At 61.7% G+C, this 17,830-nt stretch carries 24 protein-coding genes and 2 pseudogenes; 3 read left to right on the top strand and 23 right to left on the bottom strand.

Features of this window, described 5'->3' with window-relative positions; translation table 11 throughout:
- Nucleotides 1-225: 225 nt before the first annotated feature.
- The 6 genes from D180_RS01850 to D180_RS24340 all read right to left on the bottom strand — a co-directional run bounded on the left by D180_RS01850 (nt 226) and on the right by D180_RS24340 (nt 3,170).
- The gene (locus D180_RS01850) at nt 226-516 is read right to left on the bottom strand and encodes a hypothetical protein (protein WP_017911441.1); all 291 of its coding nucleotides are present in this window, start codon (nt 514-516) and stop codon (nt 226-228) included.
- Nucleotides 517-554: 38 nt separating this feature from the next.
- Nucleotides 555-1,553: an AI-2E family transporter gene (locus D180_RS01845; RefSeq protein ID WP_017911440.1), complete on the bottom strand. Its 999-nt coding sequence runs from the start codon at nt 1,551-1,553 to the stop codon at nt 555-557.
- A 268-nt stretch (nt 1,554-1,821) separates the two neighbouring features.
- Nucleotides 1,822-2,211, bottom strand: a complete 390-nt coding sequence (locus D180_RS01840) for a VOC family protein (protein WP_017911439.1) — start codon at nt 2,209-2,211, stop codon at nt 1,822-1,824.
- Nucleotides 2,208-2,546 (bottom strand): hypothetical protein, encoded by a 339-nt coding sequence (locus tag D180_RS01835; RefSeq protein WP_017911438.1) that lies wholly within the window; start codon nt 2,544-2,546, stop codon nt 2,208-2,210. Before D180_RS01835 ends, D180_RS01840 begins: the two co-directional genes overlap by 4 nt.
- Before the next feature lie 18 nt (nt 2,547-2,564).
- Nucleotides 2,565-2,858, bottom strand: a complete 294-nt coding sequence (locus D180_RS01830) for a hypothetical protein (protein WP_017911437.1) — start codon at nt 2,856-2,858, stop codon at nt 2,565-2,567.
- Nucleotides 2,859-2,873: 15 nt separating this feature from the next.
- Entirely contained in the window at nt 2,874-3,170 is a 297-nt protein-coding gene (locus tag D180_RS24340) for a DUF2695 domain-containing protein (protein ID WP_232760264.1), read from the bottom strand.
- Nucleotides 3,171-3,229: 59 nt separating this feature from the next.
- Between D180_RS24340 and D180_RS01820 the strand changes: the two genes are divergently transcribed.
- Nucleotides 3,230-3,442, top strand: a complete 213-nt coding sequence (locus D180_RS01820; RefSeq protein WP_198526497.1) for a hypothetical protein — start codon at nt 3,230-3,232, stop codon at nt 3,440-3,442.
- 117 nt (nt 3,443-3,559) lie between these two features.
- Here D180_RS01820 and D180_RS22700 read toward each other — a convergent pair whose 3' ends face one another.
- The 9 genes from D180_RS22700 to D180_RS01775 all read right to left on the bottom strand — a co-directional run bounded on the left by D180_RS22700 (nt 3,560) and on the right by D180_RS01775 (nt 8,108).
- Entirely contained in the window at nt 3,560-3,880 is a 321-nt protein-coding gene (locus tag D180_RS22700; RefSeq protein WP_232760262.1) for a cyclic-phosphate processing receiver domain-containing protein, read from the bottom strand.
- 385 nt (nt 3,881-4,265) lie between these two features.
- Nucleotides 4,266-4,457 carry a hypothetical protein gene (locus D180_RS01810; protein ID WP_017911434.1) on the bottom strand — a complete coding sequence of 64 codons (192 nt, stop codon included), beginning with the start codon at nt 4,455-4,457 and terminating at the stop codon, nt 4,266-4,268.
- A gap of 190 nt (nt 4,458-4,647) precedes the next feature.
- Nucleotides 4,648-4,950 (bottom strand): hypothetical protein, encoded by a 303-nt coding sequence (locus D180_RS01805; protein WP_017911433.1) that lies wholly within the window; start codon nt 4,948-4,950, stop codon nt 4,648-4,650.
- An 82-nt stretch (nt 4,951-5,032) separates the two neighbouring features.
- Nucleotides 5,033-5,269: a DUF1161 domain-containing protein gene (locus D180_RS01800; RefSeq protein ID WP_017911432.1), complete on the bottom strand. Its 237-nt coding sequence runs from the start codon at nt 5,267-5,269 to the stop codon at nt 5,033-5,035.
- Nucleotides 5,270-5,485: 216 nt separating this feature from the next.
- On the bottom strand, nt 5,486-6,022 hold the full coding sequence (locus D180_RS01795) for a hypothetical protein (RefSeq protein ID WP_232760261.1): 537 nt from the start codon (nt 6,020-6,022) through the stop codon (nt 5,486-5,488).
- 86 nt (nt 6,023-6,108) lie between these two features.
- Nucleotides 6,109-6,648, bottom strand: coding sequence for a transglycosylase domain-containing protein (locus D180_RS23715; protein ID WP_157835404.1), 540 nt, complete (start codon nt 6,646-6,648; stop codon nt 6,109-6,111).
- Nucleotides 6,649-6,704: 56 nt separating this feature from the next.
- Nucleotides 6,705-7,079, bottom strand: coding sequence for a hypothetical protein (locus D180_RS01785; protein ID WP_017911429.1), 375 nt, complete (start codon nt 7,077-7,079; stop codon nt 6,705-6,707).
- Nucleotides 7,080-7,230: 151 nt separating this feature from the next.
- Nucleotides 7,231-7,704 (bottom strand): hypothetical protein, encoded by a 474-nt coding sequence (locus D180_RS01780; protein ID WP_157835403.1) that lies wholly within the window; start codon nt 7,702-7,704, stop codon nt 7,231-7,233.
- Nucleotides 7,701-8,108 carry a hypothetical protein gene (locus D180_RS01775; RefSeq protein ID WP_017911427.1) on the bottom strand — a complete coding sequence of 136 codons (408 nt, stop codon included), beginning with the start codon at nt 8,106-8,108 and terminating at the stop codon, nt 7,701-7,703. The genes D180_RS01780 and D180_RS01775 overlap by 4 nt, the downstream gene beginning before the upstream one ends.
- A gap of 153 nt (nt 8,109-8,261) precedes the next feature.
- Between D180_RS01775 and D180_RS22695 the strand changes: the two are divergent.
- Nucleotides 8,262-8,769: pseudogene (locus D180_RS22695) on the top strand (IS5 family transposase); the annotation flags it as partial.
- A gap of 686 nt (nt 8,770-9,455) precedes the next feature.
- Here D180_RS22695 and D180_RS23710 read toward each other — a convergent pair.
- The 7 genes from D180_RS23710 to D180_RS01765 form a co-directional block, all read right to left on the bottom strand.
- Nucleotides 9,456-9,857, bottom strand: a complete 402-nt coding sequence (locus tag D180_RS23710) for a hypothetical protein (RefSeq protein ID WP_157835402.1) — start codon at nt 9,855-9,857, stop codon at nt 9,456-9,458.
- A gap of 832 nt (nt 9,858-10,689) precedes the next feature.
- Complete coding sequence (locus D180_RS23705; protein ID WP_157835401.1) at nt 10,690-10,956, bottom strand: hypothetical protein; 267 nt, start codon at nt 10,954-10,956, stop codon at nt 10,690-10,692.
- 356 nt (nt 10,957-11,312) lie between these two features.
- Entirely contained in the window at nt 11,313-11,741 is a 429-nt protein-coding gene (locus D180_RS01770) for a hypothetical protein (protein WP_017911426.1), read from the bottom strand.
- Nucleotides 11,742-11,832: 91 nt separating this feature from the next.
- Complete coding sequence (locus tag D180_RS23700; protein ID WP_157835400.1) at nt 11,833-12,312, bottom strand: hypothetical protein; 480 nt, start codon at nt 12,310-12,312, stop codon at nt 11,833-11,835.
- A gap of 136 nt (nt 12,313-12,448) precedes the next feature.
- Nucleotides 12,449-12,751, bottom strand: coding sequence for a hypothetical protein (locus D180_RS22685; RefSeq protein ID WP_081616364.1), 303 nt, complete (start codon nt 12,749-12,751; stop codon nt 12,449-12,451).
- 154 nt (nt 12,752-12,905) lie between these two features.
- Nucleotides 12,906-13,334, bottom strand: a complete 429-nt coding sequence (locus D180_RS23695; protein ID WP_198526496.1) for a hypothetical protein — start codon at nt 13,332-13,334, stop codon at nt 12,906-12,908.
- 392 nt (nt 13,335-13,726) lie between these two features.
- Nucleotides 13,727-14,227 (bottom strand): hypothetical protein, encoded by a 501-nt coding sequence (locus D180_RS01765; RefSeq protein ID WP_017911425.1) that lies wholly within the window; start codon nt 14,225-14,227, stop codon nt 13,727-13,729.
- A 505-nt stretch (nt 14,228-14,732) separates the two neighbouring features.
- On the opposite strand from D180_RS01765, the pseudogene D180_RS01760 reads away from it, so the two are divergent.
- A pseudogene (locus D180_RS01760) lies at nt 14,733-15,485 on the top strand (integron integrase); the annotation flags it as partial.
- A 192-nt stretch (nt 15,486-15,677) separates the two neighbouring features.
- On the opposite strand, the gene ilvD reads toward D180_RS01760, so the two are convergent.
- Nucleotides 15,678-17,516, bottom strand: a complete 1,839-nt coding sequence (gene ilvD, locus D180_RS01755; RefSeq protein WP_017911423.1) for a dihydroxy-acid dehydratase — start codon at nt 17,514-17,516, stop codon at nt 15,678-15,680.
- Nucleotides 17,517-17,830 lie beyond the last annotated feature (314 nt).

Raw genomic sequence — 17,830 nt, 5'->3', positions numbered from 1 at the left:
GGGGTGGTGTCGGTGTCGGTGTCGGCGGGCGGGGTGGACGCGGGATCCTGGGAGGGCTTCTTCACGGGGTCATCGGGCGAGGGAAAAGGCACCCGCCAGTGTGGGCCGCGTGAATGACAAGTCAAAGCCAGCCGGTCCCAGCACGGGACGGGCGTTCAGCGGCCGTATCGCAGGCCGCGCTCCCGTGACGCTGGATGACGCTGCGCCGGGCGGTGCCCGAGGCTGTCAGCGGCGCACGCGCGCGCGGCCGAATACCTGCTCGCACAGCACCACATAGTCGCCCGAGCCGTCGCGCGCGGCCGCGCCGCTGGCGATGGCCGCGCTCAGCGCCGGGCCGAGTCGCGCCGCGCCCAGGCGCGCGGCCAGTTCCGTCAACTGGGCCTGGAACCGGTGCTGCATATCGGCGATCTGCTGGGCATCGTGTCCGAGCCAGGCATAGCCCTTGTCGTTGTACGCGGCGGCACTATGCAAGGTCTCGGCCAGATCGCGTTGCAGGTCCTGCGGATCGGCGGGCATCGTGGCGTGCGGGGCGGGGTGGGATCACGCACCGCAGATCAGGCGGCGGGCTTTCCGGCGCCATCCGCGCCCTCGGCATCGCCCAGCGCATGCTGCACGTACAGGCGCTTGACCAGCACGTAGAGCACCACGGTGAGCGGCGCCGCCAGCACCACGCCCATCGGCCCGAACAGCACGCCGATACCGAACAGCGAGAACAGCAGCAGCGCTGGCGGCAGGTCCACCGCGCGCGCCTGGATCAGCGGCTGCAGCACGTGGCCTTCGAGTTGCTGCAGGACCACGAACAGCAGCAGCGCGCCCAGCGCCACCTGCGGGCTGACCGTGAAGCCCAGCAGGATCGCCGGGACCGCGGCCACGATCGGGCCAACGATGGGGATGAAGTCCAGCAGCGCGGTCAACAGGCCGATGCCCAGCGCCACCGGCACACCCAGCAGCCACAGGCCGATGCCGGTCAGGGTGCCGATCACCGCCATCGCCAGCAACTGGCCGGTCAGCCACGCGCGCAGCGCCTGGCCGCTGGCGGTCAGCGCCTCGTCGGCGACGCCGCGGCGGTCGCGCGGCAGCAGGTGCAGCAGGCCTTGCCGATACAGCCGCGGCTGCGCGGCCAGGTACAGCCCGCCGACCATCATCAGCACCGCGTCGGTGACGCCGCCGCCGGCCGACAGCACGATGGTGCCGGCATGCGTAGCCAGGGTCGAGGCACCGTCGCGCAACTGGTCGGGGATGCGCTCGATCTGCGGCCCCAGCGGGCCGGACTGCAGCCAGGCATGGAACTTGTTCCAGGCTGCCGGCAGGGTGGCGCGGAAGGTGTCGATCTGCGCGGCGACCTCGGCGCCGAACAGCAGCACGATCGCCGACAGCGCCAGCACCAGCACCAGGATCACCAGCGCCAGCGCCGCCCACTCCGGCAGCGGCAACCACTTTCGCAACAGCGTAGCCAGCCCGTGCAGCAGCACGCCCACCACCACCGCACCGAACACGATCAGCAGCAGCTCCGACAACTGCCAGGCCAGCAGCGCCAGCGCGCCCAGCGCCATGACGACCAGGACCCGCGCCGCGAAGGGACGCAGGGGCGAGGGGGAACTCGGGAGGGAGGCATTCATCGGTGGCGCGGATCCCGATCAGGACAATGAGCGCGGACAGTAGTGATAGCGCAGTGCAGGGCGAGCGAAGATCGTGTGCCGCTGGTCGGCGGTGCCAATCCACTGGTCGGCGTGCACGGGCGATGTCGGCGGGGCTGGTTCGACGCTGACCGGTCGGGTGTGCCGTGCTACCGGCCGGCCAGTCGACCGGCCGGAGCGGGCACTACTGCCCGGCGGGCGGCTGCCAGAGCTCCACCTTGTTTCCTTCCAGGTCGATGACCCAGGCGAAGGCGCCATATTCGGACTCATCGATGCGGTCCAGCACGTGGCAGCCTTCCTCGCGCAGCGCCGCGACCAGCGCGTGCAGATCGTGCACCCGGTAATTGATCATGAAGGGTGCCGTGCCGGGCGAGAAGTGCGGCTCCTGCGCCGCCGCGCCGATCGACCAGACGGTGGAGCCGGTGACCGGCGCGCCGCTGCCGTCGCTCCAGGCGAAGGCGGTGCCGCCCCAGGCCTGCACGTCGATGCCGAGATGCCGCTGGTACCAGGCCTGCAGCGCGGTCGGGTCCTGTGCCTTGAAGAAGATGCCGCCAATCCCGGTAACGCGCTTCATGGAGCCTCCGCTGGTCCGATGGTGGGCTGGCCGGGCAGGGGCTCGTAACCGTCGCCGCGGCCGCTCAGCCAGCGCAGTCTACGCTTGCCGGTCTCGCCCAGGTACGCCGCGGCGGCCAGCAGCAGCGGATGCCGCAGGTCCGCGTCGATCATCAAGCGCACGTGTCCGTCCACTTCGATGTTCAGGAAATGCGCCTGATCCGCATCGTCGTCGTAGCTGCGCGCCAGCAACCGATCGCGGCCGTCGCTGAAGCGGTAGAGGGTGTAGGCATAGTAGTAACCGTACCCGTCGTCGGGCTCGCTGGCGTCCACGTGGTGGGTGATGTCGACATGCATGCGGGTTCCGTGTGCCTGTCAGGCCGCCCTCGAGACCACGTGGCCTGTCCCTTCGCTGCCGTTCGCCCAGAGCGTGAAATCGGCGCCCGCCGGGAAGTGGGCAAGTGCGTCAGGCATCAGCAACTGTACCCCTGCGCGAAACGTGACCCCGGGCGCCGGGTTGCCGGTGAAGGTGAGGCGGGCCGACCACTGCTGCTGGTCGATGCAGAGAATGGCGCACCACTGGCCGGAGACGAGCGCAGTCGCCTTGCTTCCTGGTTGCGCAGGATGCAGCAGCAGATCGGCCAGGAAGTGATACGGAAGGTCATGCATCAGGTCGATGTCCGGTCACGGCTTGCCCCAGCGCTCTTCGACATTGAACAGCACCTCGCAATCGCAGAAGCCTCCGTGCGCACCGAGCCAGGGGATGACCGACTCCGGAGCGACATCCTGGGACGCGAGGAACTGCGTGGTGCGCCGCAATGAATGATCGCAGCCATCGGCGAGCGCGTCGTTCAAGTAATCGAACAAGGCCCAGAGCGTTTCCTTCGGAAGGGGAAGCGCGGCCTCTTCAGATGCGCGCGGCTCGGACTGCACCGTTGTGCGGGGCGCGTTGCGACGTTGGGCTTCCGGATTCTCTGTCATTGTCGACTGTCACAGGGAGGACGCTGCGGCGAGGCCTGCCATCAGTGTGAAAGCTGAGATTGAAATACCGCGCCAATGAACCGCTAACCATCCTCAGACATGTGATGAGCGATGGAAGGATTGTCTTCGCAATTCCTCAAGACGACATACTTGCCATCCGTCTTGCCAATCAGCGAAATCGGGAAGGACGTGTTGCCGCCATCGACGGAGATTCTGACCTCCATGTTCTGGTTCTCGAATGTCTTGAGCTCTACGATCAACTGCGCGACTGATTTGCCTCTGGTTGTCCAATCTGGATTGATCATCTGCGAGTTTCAGGTATTGGAGCAGTAAGCACGTGACTGACAAGTAGTCGGCTTCTCCATCATCTCAGCCGCATCGCAATGGGATCATGCAACGGGTCTGTTCTTTGCCGCTAGCCGCTCGATCGCCTCGATGCCAAGACGCATCTTATCTCTCGCCGAGGTGTTTGCAGAATGGACGTGCATCCTCGGCGGAACGAAGGACCGAAGTGCCACTGCTTCCTCGATCCAGAGCACCACGTCGTAACCGGTTCCGCGTGCATCGTCGCCGAGATCATGGTCCAGGCTGAGTTCCTCTACCTTCCCGGTTTGGAGCAGCGCGATGACGTCATCCGGCCAATAGGCCCTTGTCCATCCTGCGGGTGTTTCGCGCTCATCGTCCAGAAATACACGCATGGCAATCGGCACCTGTCTTCGGGTCGGCGGGTCTGCCCATCGACCCGTACGCGATGAACCTACTACAGTCCGAGCGTCGGCGCGATCTCGCAATGCCACGAGAAAAGGACGACGCGGCGCGCTGCATCAGGAGGCGCATCGCCATAAATTCACACATCCGCAGCAGCGTATGTCGGAACACAAGGCCTTCCGGCGGGGATTGGTGCCGGCGTACTGCATAGTGTGCTGTAGACGGCGGCAGTTCGACACGCGATCGGATACATCACGCCTTCAGGCTTGCAAGGGCGATGATGCGCCTGGCCTTCTCGTCACCCAGCGCGCCTACTTCCGCTTCCTGAATGATGTCGCGACGCAAAAGGACGGCGAAGACGAGGGTGAGCTGAGAATAGCGGTAGTCCTATGTCTGAGCGATTTCGCGCTGCTTTTTGACGGCCTGGTTGACCAGGGGCCATAGAGCGTCCGGCGTGTCGATGCTTGCGGCACTGCGTTTGAACTCTTGGAGGTAGGCTTGGAGCTCGCGTTGAAGCGCGGTGTCGAACAGTGCCCTGGCTGCCTTTTTCTCGGAAGCGCTCCAGGTCATGTCATGCATGGCGGCTTTCTCTTTCCGGGTGCCCGGCCTGTCATGGATCCTGCCAGAGCCGGGCTGGATGCGATAAGGGGTGGCTTGCGCTGGCGATGCCGGTCGGGGTGCATCCGCCGATCGCCGGATGTGGCTTGCGCAATGCAGTTGGCACGATCAGAAGAGTTGCGTTGATTTCCAGGTAGAACACCCAGGACCGTCAGTTGCTCTGATTCCAGGCCTTGATGGCCAGGGTGACGCGCTGGCGAGTCTCGGCATCCACTTTGCGGCCGAGATACGGCGACCGGCTGCCCAGTACCCCTGGCGCGGTCCATTGCACCTGTTCGGCGAGCTGCACGATGACATCGCGCCCGAGCGCGTGGTACTGCGCCGCTTCTTCCTCGTTCAACGCCATGGTCCATGCGTAGCCGACCGACCCATGGCTGCAGTTGACGTCGAGCAGGAGCGTGTCGTCATCGCGCAGGAGGAACCAGGCATGAGGCGCGTGATCCACTACCTGCATGACGTGCCCATCCGTTGCGCAAGGACGATATGTCGCGTCCCGTCGCTCCAAGCTACTCGCATGAGGTGACCGCTCCTGTCGATCAGGTCGACGGCTTGTTCTTGCTGTAGACGATCTTCTTGCTCCCTGCAGCGCAAGTGCCGATGACCTTCCGATCCTTGATGTCGGCGTTGTCGACGATCTCCAGCGTGTAGTCCTTGACGCCGTGGGCATCGAGTTTCGCGGTGAGCTCGGCCTTCAACTCCTCGCAGTATCTGCTGGCCGCGAAAGCGGACGAGGAGGCGAAGGCAAGCAGGAGAAATGCGATGGTCTGTTTCATGGTGGCACCGATAGTCGATGAGGGAGAAAGAGGTTGCGGAAAAAAACGTAAGGTGGGGCGGCTTTGGCATGGCGGTCGACCTGGTCGCTCTCGGGAGCAGCGCCGCCGCGCCGAGTGTAGCAAGCGCAGATTGCATCGACCGCTACCGCCACCGCACTCGGGCGGCGGCCGGTCGGGAGGAGCGGGACGCCGACGCCGCGGCCTGTTTCGGCGCACTCAGGGATCGACCCACACGCCTGCGTCGTACATCAACCGCATCGTGTAGTTGAGCTGGAGGGTCTGATTGGGGCCGCAGGCGATCTGCGTGGTCTTGTCCGCCGCTCCAGGTCCGGAGACGGAGATGGACGAAGCGGATTTGAGCGGGTCGAACAGGCTGTATCGGTAGCCGCGGTTGCTGAACTCGATCGATGCGTTTCCGTTGGGAAACGTGTTGTAAGTGAAGAGACCCGTCGGCGGCTTCTGCTGTGCGGGGTACTGCAGCACCAGCTTGCCGCTCTCCGACGCCCGATACTGCAGGTAGCCCGAGGTCCGGTTGACCGCCTTCGACGAGCATAGCGAAAACTCTCGCTTGCGCGTCTGGCACGTCCACAGGGTCAGCTCGTCCTTGCCGCAGAGCGGGCTGTGCTGGTATTCGCTCTCGGACTCCTGCAGTGTCGCTTGGCTGATGGATGGCACTGGCTCAGACGCTGGTGCTGCGAGCGGCAGGCTCGTCAAGGTCGCTGTCATGGCAATGCTTGCGATTGTGTTCTTCATGTTGTGCCAATCCCGTTGTGCCGGGTCATGTCAGAGGAGAGTCGGTGTGGACGAAACGGCGGCGTCGCCTGTTGCAGCATGGAGGTCTAATGCGGAGGCCGGCACCTTGCCAATAGCGTCCGAGCGCGCCTGCCCAGCTTGTCGCGATCTTTCAAGTAGATTGTAGGAGCATGGGTGACCGCAACGGTGGTCGCTGCCTGCAGTGGTGAGAGCTGGCTAAGCGGTTTGCCGAATTCCCGATTGGCAAAGCTGCTCAATCCATGATCTGTGCCGTTGTAGGAAAGACTGCAGTAGAGGCCGTAGATGTGCGACTCGTCGAAGTGCACCGGTAGCAGCACGCTCCAAAGCGCGTTGCGCACGTGCGACTGACCTTGCGCCAAATCCGTGTAGACGAGGGACGTCACCAGGCGAGCCGCATGCGGGGAGGGCGATCCCACATTCGCATCGATCAGCCTGCGAATCGCTTCGGGAGGAGTGGCGTCTTCTGGATTGGCGTGGGCGAGCAGATCGCGGATTCGGGCCAGATGAGGGCGGACAGCGAGCGCATCGTACGCGACCAATGCGACAAGCGTTGCCAGGAGGAGCAGCGCCGTTCCTTTTCCAACGAATCTGATGATCTTGACCATGAGCGTCAGCTAACCTTCGGGCGACATTGGCAGGTGTAGTCGCGTGCTGCACGCGACTACAGCAGCCGGCGTTGATCGGCCGCGCGCCGAAACACCCAGCCGACAAGCAGGCCGAGGCCTGCGGAGGCGAGCAGCTGCAGCCATTCCAGAGCGACAAACATGGCTGGTTCGTCCGTCATGTCTGGTGGCAATAGCGCCACGAGAACATCCGCGAAGGCGGCGTAGATGACCAGGATGAGGCAGGCGTGCGCGAGGCGGTGTTGCGCCACGCGCAACGCGAGGTGTGCGAAGAGTGCGGCGCAGAGCAGGAAAGAGAGATGTGTCCAGGCATTCACCAAGCCGCCTAGCTCGAATAAGTCGCTGAAAAAGCCAACGCCGCACCGGAGAACAAACAGCAGGGCGGCATAGGCAAAGATCGATTTCCAGTGCATGGCCGGCTGTAAGGGGTACGCGATCAGCGAGCGAGAAGTGCGTCGCGTGCTGGAAGCGTGGGGACACTCCGTATCGAGCAAACGACGCGCTGCGCCGGTCCGATGCCGGCTCTGCGCTGACGCGCCGTGCCGCCGGACATTGCCAGCGCCATCAACGCAGGATGCCCTCGGCGACCTTGCGCCCGCCCTCATAGGCGATGAACGACCTGTCTTTTTCCAAAACGTGGAACTGCTCGATGCAGCTCAGAGACACCGCAGCGGTCTCGCCGGGTTCAATCTTCTCCTTCGCTTTGGAAATGCGCACTGCACACATGACGTCCTTACTCTCACCGGAGAATCGCACCTGTGGGCGGTAGTTGTCGTAAATCGCATTGTCACGCCCCACCTTTCCCTGGCGCGTCAACAAGGTGAACGAGATCGGCACAGCGGCATCGGCGGGGTAGGTCAGTACCGCATCTTGGGGATTGCCCGCCGTGGCAGAAAAACAGAAGACCAGCAATGCGAGTGCAAGAAGCGTACAGCGGCGGAGCGATTTCATCGGGCGGTCTGCCTTCTTGGGTGGAAAATCGTGCCTGAGCCGTGAAGCAAGCCGGCTCGGGCCGGTCGTGCCTGCATCGAGGCTCATGCATGTGGCCCCAGCATCAGGGTGTACGCGCGAATGCTAGCCGACCTAATCTGATCCTTGGTCATCGATTTGTTGCCGCGCACCGCCTCGGCAGGCACGAGCATGACCGTCGTCCGCCCATCGCGGGTGTTCCAGCCAAAAGCCACGACTTCCTTGTCGGCGAGGAACGACTGATCCCCGTCTTCGATATCCGAACACAGGATGCTGCCGTTCGGCTCGGTGTTGCTCGATGCGGTGACATGCACTAGGCCGATCGCGCTATCCACGAGCACCTGATCCCTGTGGCCGGCCGAATTGACCCTCCCTTCCACAACCGAAGCGGTGTGGCCGAGAGACACGAGATGACCGGCGACGATCGACGCCAGGTGCTTTTTGCGATCGAGTTTGCTCTTGCCTGCAATCATGGGATGTCCTGTCGATCAGCAAGGATGCATGGATGGAACCGGACTAAGAGTCACTAACAAAACCTATTTGAACACAGATTCGCAGGTGGCAAAATTGGCGACATGGCCCGTCGCAAAGAGATCCCCGCCGCGCTGCGGAAGCGCATCTAACCGCTGATCCCATCAGCAAAGCCTTCGCCCAAAGGAGGGCGGCCTCGCGTCAGAGATCAGCAGGCCCTCAACGGCATCGTCTATGTCCTGCGTACCGGCATCCCATGGGAAGAACTTCCCCTGGATTTGGGCTACGGCAGCGGCATGACCTGTTGGCGCCGGTTACGCGACTGGCAGGCCGCCGGCGTCCGGCATCGCCTGCATCAGGTCCTGCTGTCCGAGTTGCGGCGAGCCGACAAGCTGGACCTGAGCCGAGCCAGCCTGGACGCGGCCAGTGTGGCCTCCCCACGGGGGGAGCGTACACCGGGCCGAACCCGACCGATCGCGGCAAACTCGGCACCAAGCGGCATCTGATCGTCGACCGCAATGGCGTTCACTTGGCGGTCTGCGTGACCGGAGCCAACCGGCACGACGCGGTGGTCTTCGAGGACTGGTCGATGCCCTGCCGACGATCGCCGGCAAGCCAGGGCGCCCGCGACGTTGGTCATGCAAGCTGCACGCCGATTCTGCTTGAATGAACTGTTAGGTGCCAGCCTATTTTTTGACGGTTGGCACCATGAGTAAAAGTATGCAAAGCGCAAGAGTGAACGCAATGGTCGCAAAAGTACGCGAGCCAAATGGAACTGGTCCCCCGAGTGCGAGATAGACGATATAGGCAACAACGCAAGTCACAGACGCTAAGGCCGCCCAATGCGAAACACCCCAGTACCTGTTGCATTTACTGCAACGATGCTCGAAGGCGGGTCCGGATAGGAGCTTCTTGACCAGGCTGACTCCCTTCTTTTGGCAGTGTGGGCACTTGAGTGTTCGGAATTCCATTTTTTACACCTGCCATCTGAGTTAAGCCGCGCCGCAAAGCGGCGTCGGCTTGGATGAATTTTTTTCCCAAAACCGTTCAGGACTGGATGCCTACATGTCTATATTGTGGAAATTCATGAGGCTGCGAATTCGCCTGGAAAAATCAATGATTTGATGTTTCGAGAAGTGTGTGTAGGTGGGTAACGATGCTTCGGGCACGTTCATTACCAGAGCGCTGCCACATGAGGCTAAGTAGCGTAGTTCGTCTTCAGTGAGCGAGATGGAAATTGAACGAATAGCGTTTAGGTCGGGCATTGATCATCACATTTTCGAGGAAACGCTGTTTGGGCCTTGGCGCCTGAGTTAATTCGCGCCGAAGGCGTCGGCTTGAATGATTGGTTAGGTTGCGCCCGCGGCAAGATCGTACGGAAATGTCTTTCTGGTGACCACTTTCATGCCGCTGATACTCTCGATCTGCTGGCTGCCCTGGGATCGCCACACAGTGCGCGCGCCAGTCCATTGATGCATTACTTCCGATGAATCCCATACTAGTGACTCCAAAAGGCTCTCGTAGGCCACTATCCATTCCTCCTCTAGATCCCAAAATTCTTTGTAGTAGGCGGCGAAGTGGAGGAGATGGCCGTAGTAACTATGTCCGCGATGGTTTGGTAACAATGAGAACATGGGCCTGACTAGCAAAGATCCTGTATCGCCAAGACCTTCAAGCACCCTTCTGTTATGGGCCTCGACGTCAGTCTCCGAGCGGAAGCAGTGGATGTAGCCGTTCACAATGCTGGACATTGGGGGTGCAACCTTACGCCTAAGTTAAGACGCCCCGCGGAGCGGGGTCGGCTTGAATGAATAGTTAGACGGTCGTGCCAGGAGGTGGTGAGCAAGAAGCGTGCTCCCCAGCACTTGCGCCAATAGCCGAGCATGCCACAAATAGCGGTATTGGGGCTCGCCCGAGATGCTGGCCGCTGGATGTGACCGAAACCATAGGCAATGAGCGCAGCAGAGCAACGAAGCTGGATGACCAAGTAGCGGGCGATCCGATGGCGGTAGACGTGAGGATTGCGAACCGAGGCCGACCGCTGAAGCGCTATCGCTGTCACCGATGGCGTAAGTCGCGCCGCACGCACAACACTACCGCCTAACACCTGAGTTGGCGGCTTCGCGAAGCGGCGCCGGCTTGAATAAATTTTTAGGTCCCGTAACAACGCAAAACAATACGCCACAAACGAGACCGATAAAGCCGCCAGCTGCGAAATTGGCAAGATAGGGCTGTGAGTCAACGCCTAGAGCATGAGACTGTCCGGCAGCGAAAATGTTCCGGCTATGAAAGCACCAGCGCATACACTGAGCCAGCTCAAATAGCCAGCGCACCGAAGCCACGTGACGTAGGGTAAGCCGAGAGCGGCCATCGCTCCATATGCGATGGGTAGACCGAAAGAAAAATAGATTACAACGGCAATGGGCCAATCCTTGAGCCCTGGCAGCCCTTCCCGCACTAGAGCGGACGCCAGCGAGTACAGCAAGAATGCCACTGGTGCCCCGAGAGGAGCGATAAGTGCACCGAACAGGATCGATCTTTTGGTCTGCAGTGAGTTCATGCCAACGGCCTAACGAACTGAGTTCAGACGCCGCCGAAGGCGGTCGGCTGCAACGATGGGTTAGACACTACTTTTTCCTTTGCCACAGGCTCAATGGCATGAACTTTCCCGTGCTTGATAAGAAATGCGAAGGTGGCCCAGTTCAAAGCGTCGTCTTCGATGATGTGAGCACACAGGCGGCCATCGGAGTCTAAGTAGCCGACCAACCCAGAAGACAGAGCAAAGTGCTTGTCCCATGGCACTCCGAGACTTTCCAGGGTGGCTATGAGTGCCTCATCTATGTAACGCATGTTGCCCTTCTAACGTCTGAATTCAGCCGACCAGCCAGCGGAGCTGGCGCAGGTCGGCTGCAATGCGAGGTTAGCCAGAACATTACTCCGCACGGCGCGCCTCTGGGTCAACCCAAGTTGGCCGCAGTCCCTGCGCTGCCTCCTGACGTACCTTTACCAGAGACGGGGCGTATCCCATTTGCGCCTCGGTCTCCCCGACGCAACCCCAGCAATAGCCTCCACAGTCGAGAGACAACGGATCACTGCTCACTTCAAGCTCGCGATTGCAAATGCGGCAGTTCATGTGCTGGCTAACGTTGAAATTCAGCGGCCGCCGAAGGCGGTCCGCTGCAATGAGAGGTTAGGCTGCAGGCCGGTTACAAGAGCTTCCACCATGGTCGCTTTGCGCTTTCTATGTTCGGTGCGGCGACAACTGCTGGTTCCGCGACCATTGCTGCAATGGCTTTGTAAAAGCCGAGGACGGACTCGCCGTCCGAATCCGCCAGCTGCTTGCGGACCTTACTGAATGGGAACGCAGTGATCCGTTCGTTGACTCGGATACCCCAGCCCAATTCTAGATCTTGGACCCATGTACCGCCGAAAGATTGGCGGATGCACTCGCCAAGATACGAGCCAAGGGTGTTTGGTAGCTTCTCCTTGGTGGCATCGGCGGCGCCGACGCGCTGCCCGTCGATGTAGCGATCGAGCCACTGGACGCCAGCTTCGTCGTACTCGACGGACACCCCCAACTGATCCCGCGCGACGGTCCGCACAAGTTCAGCGTTCGCGAAAAGACGGTCTTCCATGAAGCCTAACGCTCGCGGTCAGCCGCGCCGGAGTACGAAGCACGGAGGGCAGCCGCAAGCGCAGCTTGTGGGCGTCGGCTTGACCAACCAGTTAGGCCGCGCCGCTTGAACGCAGCTCTCGAAAAGGAAACGGATATGGAAGGCATAGTTGCTCCACCTTCATGCCAATAAGTGAGGATTCTGTTGTGTCGAGTGCTACCAACGCAAAGAACCTTCGACCAAGTGCCAACTGTCGAATGCTGTGCTCAATGATGATGGCGAGGAAGCCATCGCACCATTGACCATCTTCTGAAAGCGCAGTCTCAAAGCCGATGAGCTCAAGCACAAGTCCCCCAACTTCTGGTGCTTGAAAGTCAAAGCCATCATGAAGCGCTGCAAGGTTCCTCGACGAACTGTCGAGTTGGTAGCCGAACTCGCTTTCCCAGTTGAGCATCAAGCCCAACTTGGCAACAACGGGAGAGATGCCCGTTGAAAAATCTAAAAGGACGCTTTCGTAATTTTGGGATCGAAGCCAATCTGTAGCTTGCTGCCAGGAATTAGGTTCAAGCGACGCAAGTCCACGTCCGGACACTAAGGCAAATGTGTCCAGCCTTCGCCAATCTAGCTCTTGAAATGACGCCATAGTTTTTTAAGAGGCCTAACGCCTGAATTAAGCCGACCCGCGAAGCGGGTTCGGCTTGAATGAATTGTTAGGACGCACCTGCTGGTTAGCCGCGGTCAATGTCTATGACGTGACGAGACTGGAACCATAGAGGCATGCCTGCTTGGATAGATTTTGTGCAGTACGGATCATTGTCCAGTACGCCAAAGTACCAGTCACCGTGCCGCTCTTTGACTTGAACCCACATGCGCTCTCCGTGATCTACAAGATCGCCAGAGTCGTTAGGTGCACGGATGTAGAAGCGAATCTTAGCAATTGACCCAGGCCCAAGCGACTGCCGATCACTGAGCGAGGGAATCCAGAACTTGTCTGGATTTTCGGCATGAGCTATCTCGCCGTCGTCGATCATCCAGCCATCGGTTTCTAGTGTTGTCAGCTGCGGATTAGCCAAGAGTGCGCTCTAACGCCTAAGTTAACGGGCGGCAATGCGGAGCATTGATGTCCCTGTTGAACGACCAGTTAGGCTGGTGGCAAATGCTGAACTATGTGAACTACTCATTTGGCTACTGGATTTGCTCAAGCATCTCGCGTGCGCCTGCAGAAGCAACGCCACCTTCTTGAGCGATATGCTCCATCAAAGGGCGCATGCTGGCAACACCTGAGTAAATAGACTCAGCCAGACTTGAGCCTGCGTAGTGCTCGTAGCCAGGTTCAGGCACAAACGAGCCAGTGAGTTCGATGAGAACATTCAGCGCCGCGAGTTGTGCCCAAGGGGAACCATCGGAGAGAACAGATGCGAGCTTAGGCAGCGCGGCAAGAGCGACAGGGAAGTAGGTTCCAGCGTGACTGTTGCCAAGCGCATAAAGCAGGCGATCGTAGGCTTCAGATGACTGTTGTTGATTGCTCGCAGAGGTAATGGCAAGCATAGCCTCCGCTACGCTAGAAATCGTATTCCATTCAGGCTGTGGGTACAGGTCAAGCAATGTTTCCATAGAGAGGCTTAACGCCTGAATTAAGCCGCGCCGCAAAGCGGCGTCGGCTTGAATGAATTGTTAGGCAGTGAGTGGCCGAACGGGTTGGGACGAGAACCGTGCTCCCCAGCACTGCCGCCTGGGACGAGTTTGCCACAGCTTGCGGGACGAAGCTTACGCCGCGGTGCCAGCAGCCGTGATAGCGCCGAAACCCGGCCCAATGAGCGCAGCGCGGCAATGACATGAGACGGCGAAGTTGTGGATGGTGCGATGCGAGGGAAACGACTGTCCGGAGCCGACCGCGTGCGCGCCAGGGAACTGGCCGAAGGTGCGAGCGCCGATGCTGTTGCTCCACCACGGCCTAACGCCTGAATTAAGCCGCGCCGCGAAGCGGCGTCGGCTTGAATGAATTGTTAGACCTTCTCTAGGAAGGACTCGAAGAGCGCGACCCTGGCGCCAGTAACCGCCTCGAGCAGACCCTCTGCGCGAGTCACCATCTCCTTATGAGACTCAGTGGAGATACGGACTTGCTTCTCCGCGCCGGCGCGATTAACTAGCTCAATGACAAGCTCACCCGCATATGGCTCTGGTGTTACATCCACTCCATGGGCCATCGCATTGCGCCAGCTCTTAAAATCTTCTATCCGTTTGAGAAGGGACTTCCAGTTGGCCAAGTCTTCCTCTGTCAGGCCGAGCAGTGGAAGCATGCCGCGAACAATCTCTATTTTGTCTTGAGCGGTCAGGCCGTCACGCCTAAGCATGAGGCGTTGAAAGTCGCCGCGGCGGTGATGATTCTCCACGAAGTAGCCAGAAATGACGTGGTCTAGCTCCCCCTCCAGCCATATAGCCAGGTGGGTCAGTTCGCCCGTAACGACTGCATCAAACTCTTCCTGGTTTAGAGCTGTGTAATCCATAGATGTCTCAAAGAAGGTCTAACGCCTGAATTAAGCCGAGCCGCGAAGCGGCGTCGGCTTGAACGAATTGTTAGGCCGCATGCTAGCGCAGTTGCGACCGACGACTAAAAAACTGACATCCAGTCGTTTGCCTCAAGTAGAACCAAGAAAGAGTCAATGGAGTCAACCGGCAGATTAAACTTGGTGCGATACCCACCCTTTGGATGGATCCCAACGATCTCAACGTTTTGAACCCCAGGCGCGCTTTGGAGCAGCGCTAGAAGCTGCGCCCGCTCATCGTCAGTGTGAGCTGTTACGCTTTTCTGGCGCATTAATCGTTGGTAATGATGCATTTTTTGCGGCCTAACTACTATTGGAACGCCCAAAAGCGGTGATGCCCCAAGTATCCACCAACGCCAGACGTCTGCAAAGCGGGAAATTCCCACCCTGCACAATGACTTGCCTGATGGTGGCCGCGGCTCCGTGCGCCAATGCTGGCTGCGTTATCCGACGTTCGAGCTGGCGTATGAGTTACACCCATGACGATGAAGGCGTAACGGCGCATCAACCGCCGAGCTTGCTGGAGCAGGTGCGTGGCCGGTTGTGGCTTCGGCATTGTAGCCTGCGCACCGAGCAAGCCTATGTTGGCTGGATACGGCGCTTCATCCTGGCCAACGGCAAGCGACATCCAGCGCGGATGGGGCAGGCCGAGGTCGAAGCGTTCCTGACCGATCTGGCGACCCGGGGGCAGGTCTCGGCCGGAACGCAGAATCAGGCGCTGGCGGCGCTGTTGTTCCTCTATCGCGAGGTTCTGGGCATGGAACTGCCATGGATGGAGCATCTGGTCCGCGCCAAGCGACCGCGGCGGATTCCGGTGGTGCTCTCGGTCGAGGAGGTCACGCGTTTGCTGGTCGCGCTGCAGGGACCCTGCTGACTGATGGCCGGGCTGCTCTATGGCAGCGGCATGCGGCTGCTGGAATGCCTGCGATTGCGGATCAAGGATGTGGACCTGGGGCGCGGCGAGATCGTGGTGCGTGACGGCAAGGGCGGCAAGGATCGGCGTGTGCCATTGCCAACGCGCCTGCGCGAGCCGCTGCTGCGGCAACGCGACAGGGCACTGCTGCTGCACGCGGCGGATCTGGCCGAAGGGGCGGGGAGGGTGCACCTGCCGCAGGCGCTGGTGCGCAAATACCCCAATGCCGAGGTCGAACCGGGCTGGCAATACCTGTTCCCGGCCGCGCATCGGTCGGTGGATCCGCGCAGTGGTCGGGTCGGCCGGCCACCTGTCCGAGGAAGTCCAGCGGTGCGCAGTCCGCTGGATGGTCTAGGGCGGCGGCGAGCGTCAAAGGCCTCGGGAAAAATAATGCAGCAGCGGCGTTTGTGATCCCGCGTCGGGACTGAAGTCCCTCCCACAATGCAGTACCTGGATGCCATGAAGACCGCGGCAATTCGCGGCCATCATGACAACACATCACCCCTCCAGCATCGCCTTGTCCCGCACCGCTCCCTTGTCCGCACTGGTCGCCAGCAACGCGTAGGCCTTCAACGCCGTACTGACCTTGCGCGGGCGCGGTTCCGCCGGCTTCCAGCCGCGTGCATCCTGTTCTGCACGGCGCGTGGCCAGTTCCGCGTCGGAGACCAGCAGGTCGATGCGGCGTTGGGGGATGTCGATGCGGATGCGGTCGCCATCGCGGACCAGGCCGATGGCGCCGCCCGCCGCCGCTTCCGGCGAGGCGTGGCCGATCGACAGGCCGGAGGTGCCGCCGGAGAAGCGGCCGTCGGTGAGCAGGGCGCATTGCTTGCCCAGGCCCTTGGACTTCAGATACGACGTCGGGTACAGCATTTCCTGCATGCCGGGGCCGCCCTTGGGGCCTTCGTAGCGGATCACCACGACGTCGCCAGCCTTCACGTCGTCGGCAAGGATGCCTTTGACTGCGGCGTCCTGGCTTTCGAACACCTTGGCGTTGCCCTCGAACACGTGGATGGATTCGTCCACGCCGGCGGTCTTCACCACGCAGCCGTCCTCGGCGATGTTGCCGTACAGCACCGCCAGCCCGCCCTCCTGCGAGTAGGCGTGGGCGACGTCGCGGATGCAGCCGCTGGCGCGGTCGGCGTCCAGGCTCGGCCAACGCGTGGCCTGGCTGAAGGCGATCTGGGTGGGGATGCCGGCCGGCCCGGCCTGGTAGAAGGTCTGCACCGCGGGGTCGTCGCTCTGGGTGATGTCCCACTGCGCGATGGCGTCGGCCAGGGTGCGGCTGTGCACCGTGGCCTGGTCGGTGTGCAGCAGGCCGCCACGCGCCAGTTCGCCGAGGATGGCGACGATGCCGCCGGCGCGGTGCACGTCCTCGATGTGGTACTTCTGCGTGTTCGGCGCGACCTTGCACAGCTGCGGCACGCGCTTGGATAGGCGGTCGATGTCGCGCAGGGTGAACGGCACCTCGGCTTCCTGCGCGGCGGCGAGCAGGTGCAGGATAGTGTTGGTCGAGCCGCCCATCGCGATGTCCAGGGTCATCGCGTTCTCGAAGGCTTCGAAGGTGGCGATGCCGCGCGGCAGCGCGCGCGGGTCTTCGGCGCCGTACCAGCGGTGGCACAGTTCCACCGCGGTGCGGCCGGCCTTGAGGAACAGTTGCTCGCGGTCGGCGTGGGTGGCGACCACGGTGCCGTTGCCGGGCAGGGCCAGGCCCAGCGCTTCGGTCAGGCAGTTCATCGAGTTGGCGGTGAACATGCCCGAGCAGGAGCCACAGGTGGGGCAGGCGCTGCGCTCGAACGCGGCGACCTTCTCGTCGGAGGCGGTGGGATCGGCGGCGATCACCATCGCGTCGATCAGGTCCAGATTGTGGTCGGCGAGCTTGGTCTTGCCGGCTTCCATCGGCCCGCCGGAGACGAACACGGTGGGGATGTTGAGGCGCAGCGCGGCCATCAGCATGCCGGGGGTGATCTTGTCGCAGTTGGAGATGCACACCAGCGCGTCGGCGCAGTGCGCGTTGACCATGTACTCGACCGAGTCGGCGATGATCTCGCGGCTGGGCAGCGAGTACAGCATGCCGTCGTGGCCCATGGCGATGCCGTCGTCCACGGCGATGGTGTCGAACTCCTTGGCCACGCCGCCGACGCGCTCGATCTCGCGCGCGACCAGTTGTCCGAGATCCTTCAGGTGCACGTGGCCGGGCACGAACTGGGTGAAGGAGTTGGCGATGGCGATGATCGGCTTGTGGAAGTCGGCGTCCTGCATGCCGGTGGCGCGCCACAGCGCGCGGGCGCCGGCCATGTTGCGGCCGTGGGTCGAGGTCTTGGAGCGATAGTCGGGCATGGGAGCAGCGAACGAGCGGGCGGGGAGGCTGGCGATGGTGGCGCGATCGGATCGTTGCTGCTGCAACCGTCCTGGGCGCCTACCGGTGGGCCGACCACGTTAGCACGCAGGCTGGCGCCGCCGCGCGCCGCGCGGGAGTGCGGAGCGGGTCGCAGACCTGCCTGCCTGCGCTTGGCAGACTGCGGTGGCCGGTGCGTCAGGGGGCGTAGGCCCGGCTCGCCCATCATGACCACAGGAGGTGTCCATGCTCCGGCATGTGCGTTCGTCGTCTTCCGCTGTTTCCTCCCCCGCCCCTTCCCTTGTGTCCACCCCCA

This window comes from Xanthomonas sp. SHU 166 (genome assembly GCF_000364685.1).
GTDB classification, from domain to species: domain Bacteria; phylum Pseudomonadota; class Gammaproteobacteria; order Xanthomonadales; family Xanthomonadaceae; genus Xanthomonas_A; species Xanthomonas_A sontii.
The sequence above is the reverse complement of the archived record's forward strand: the minus strand, read 5'-3'. Positions and strand labels throughout refer to the sequence as shown.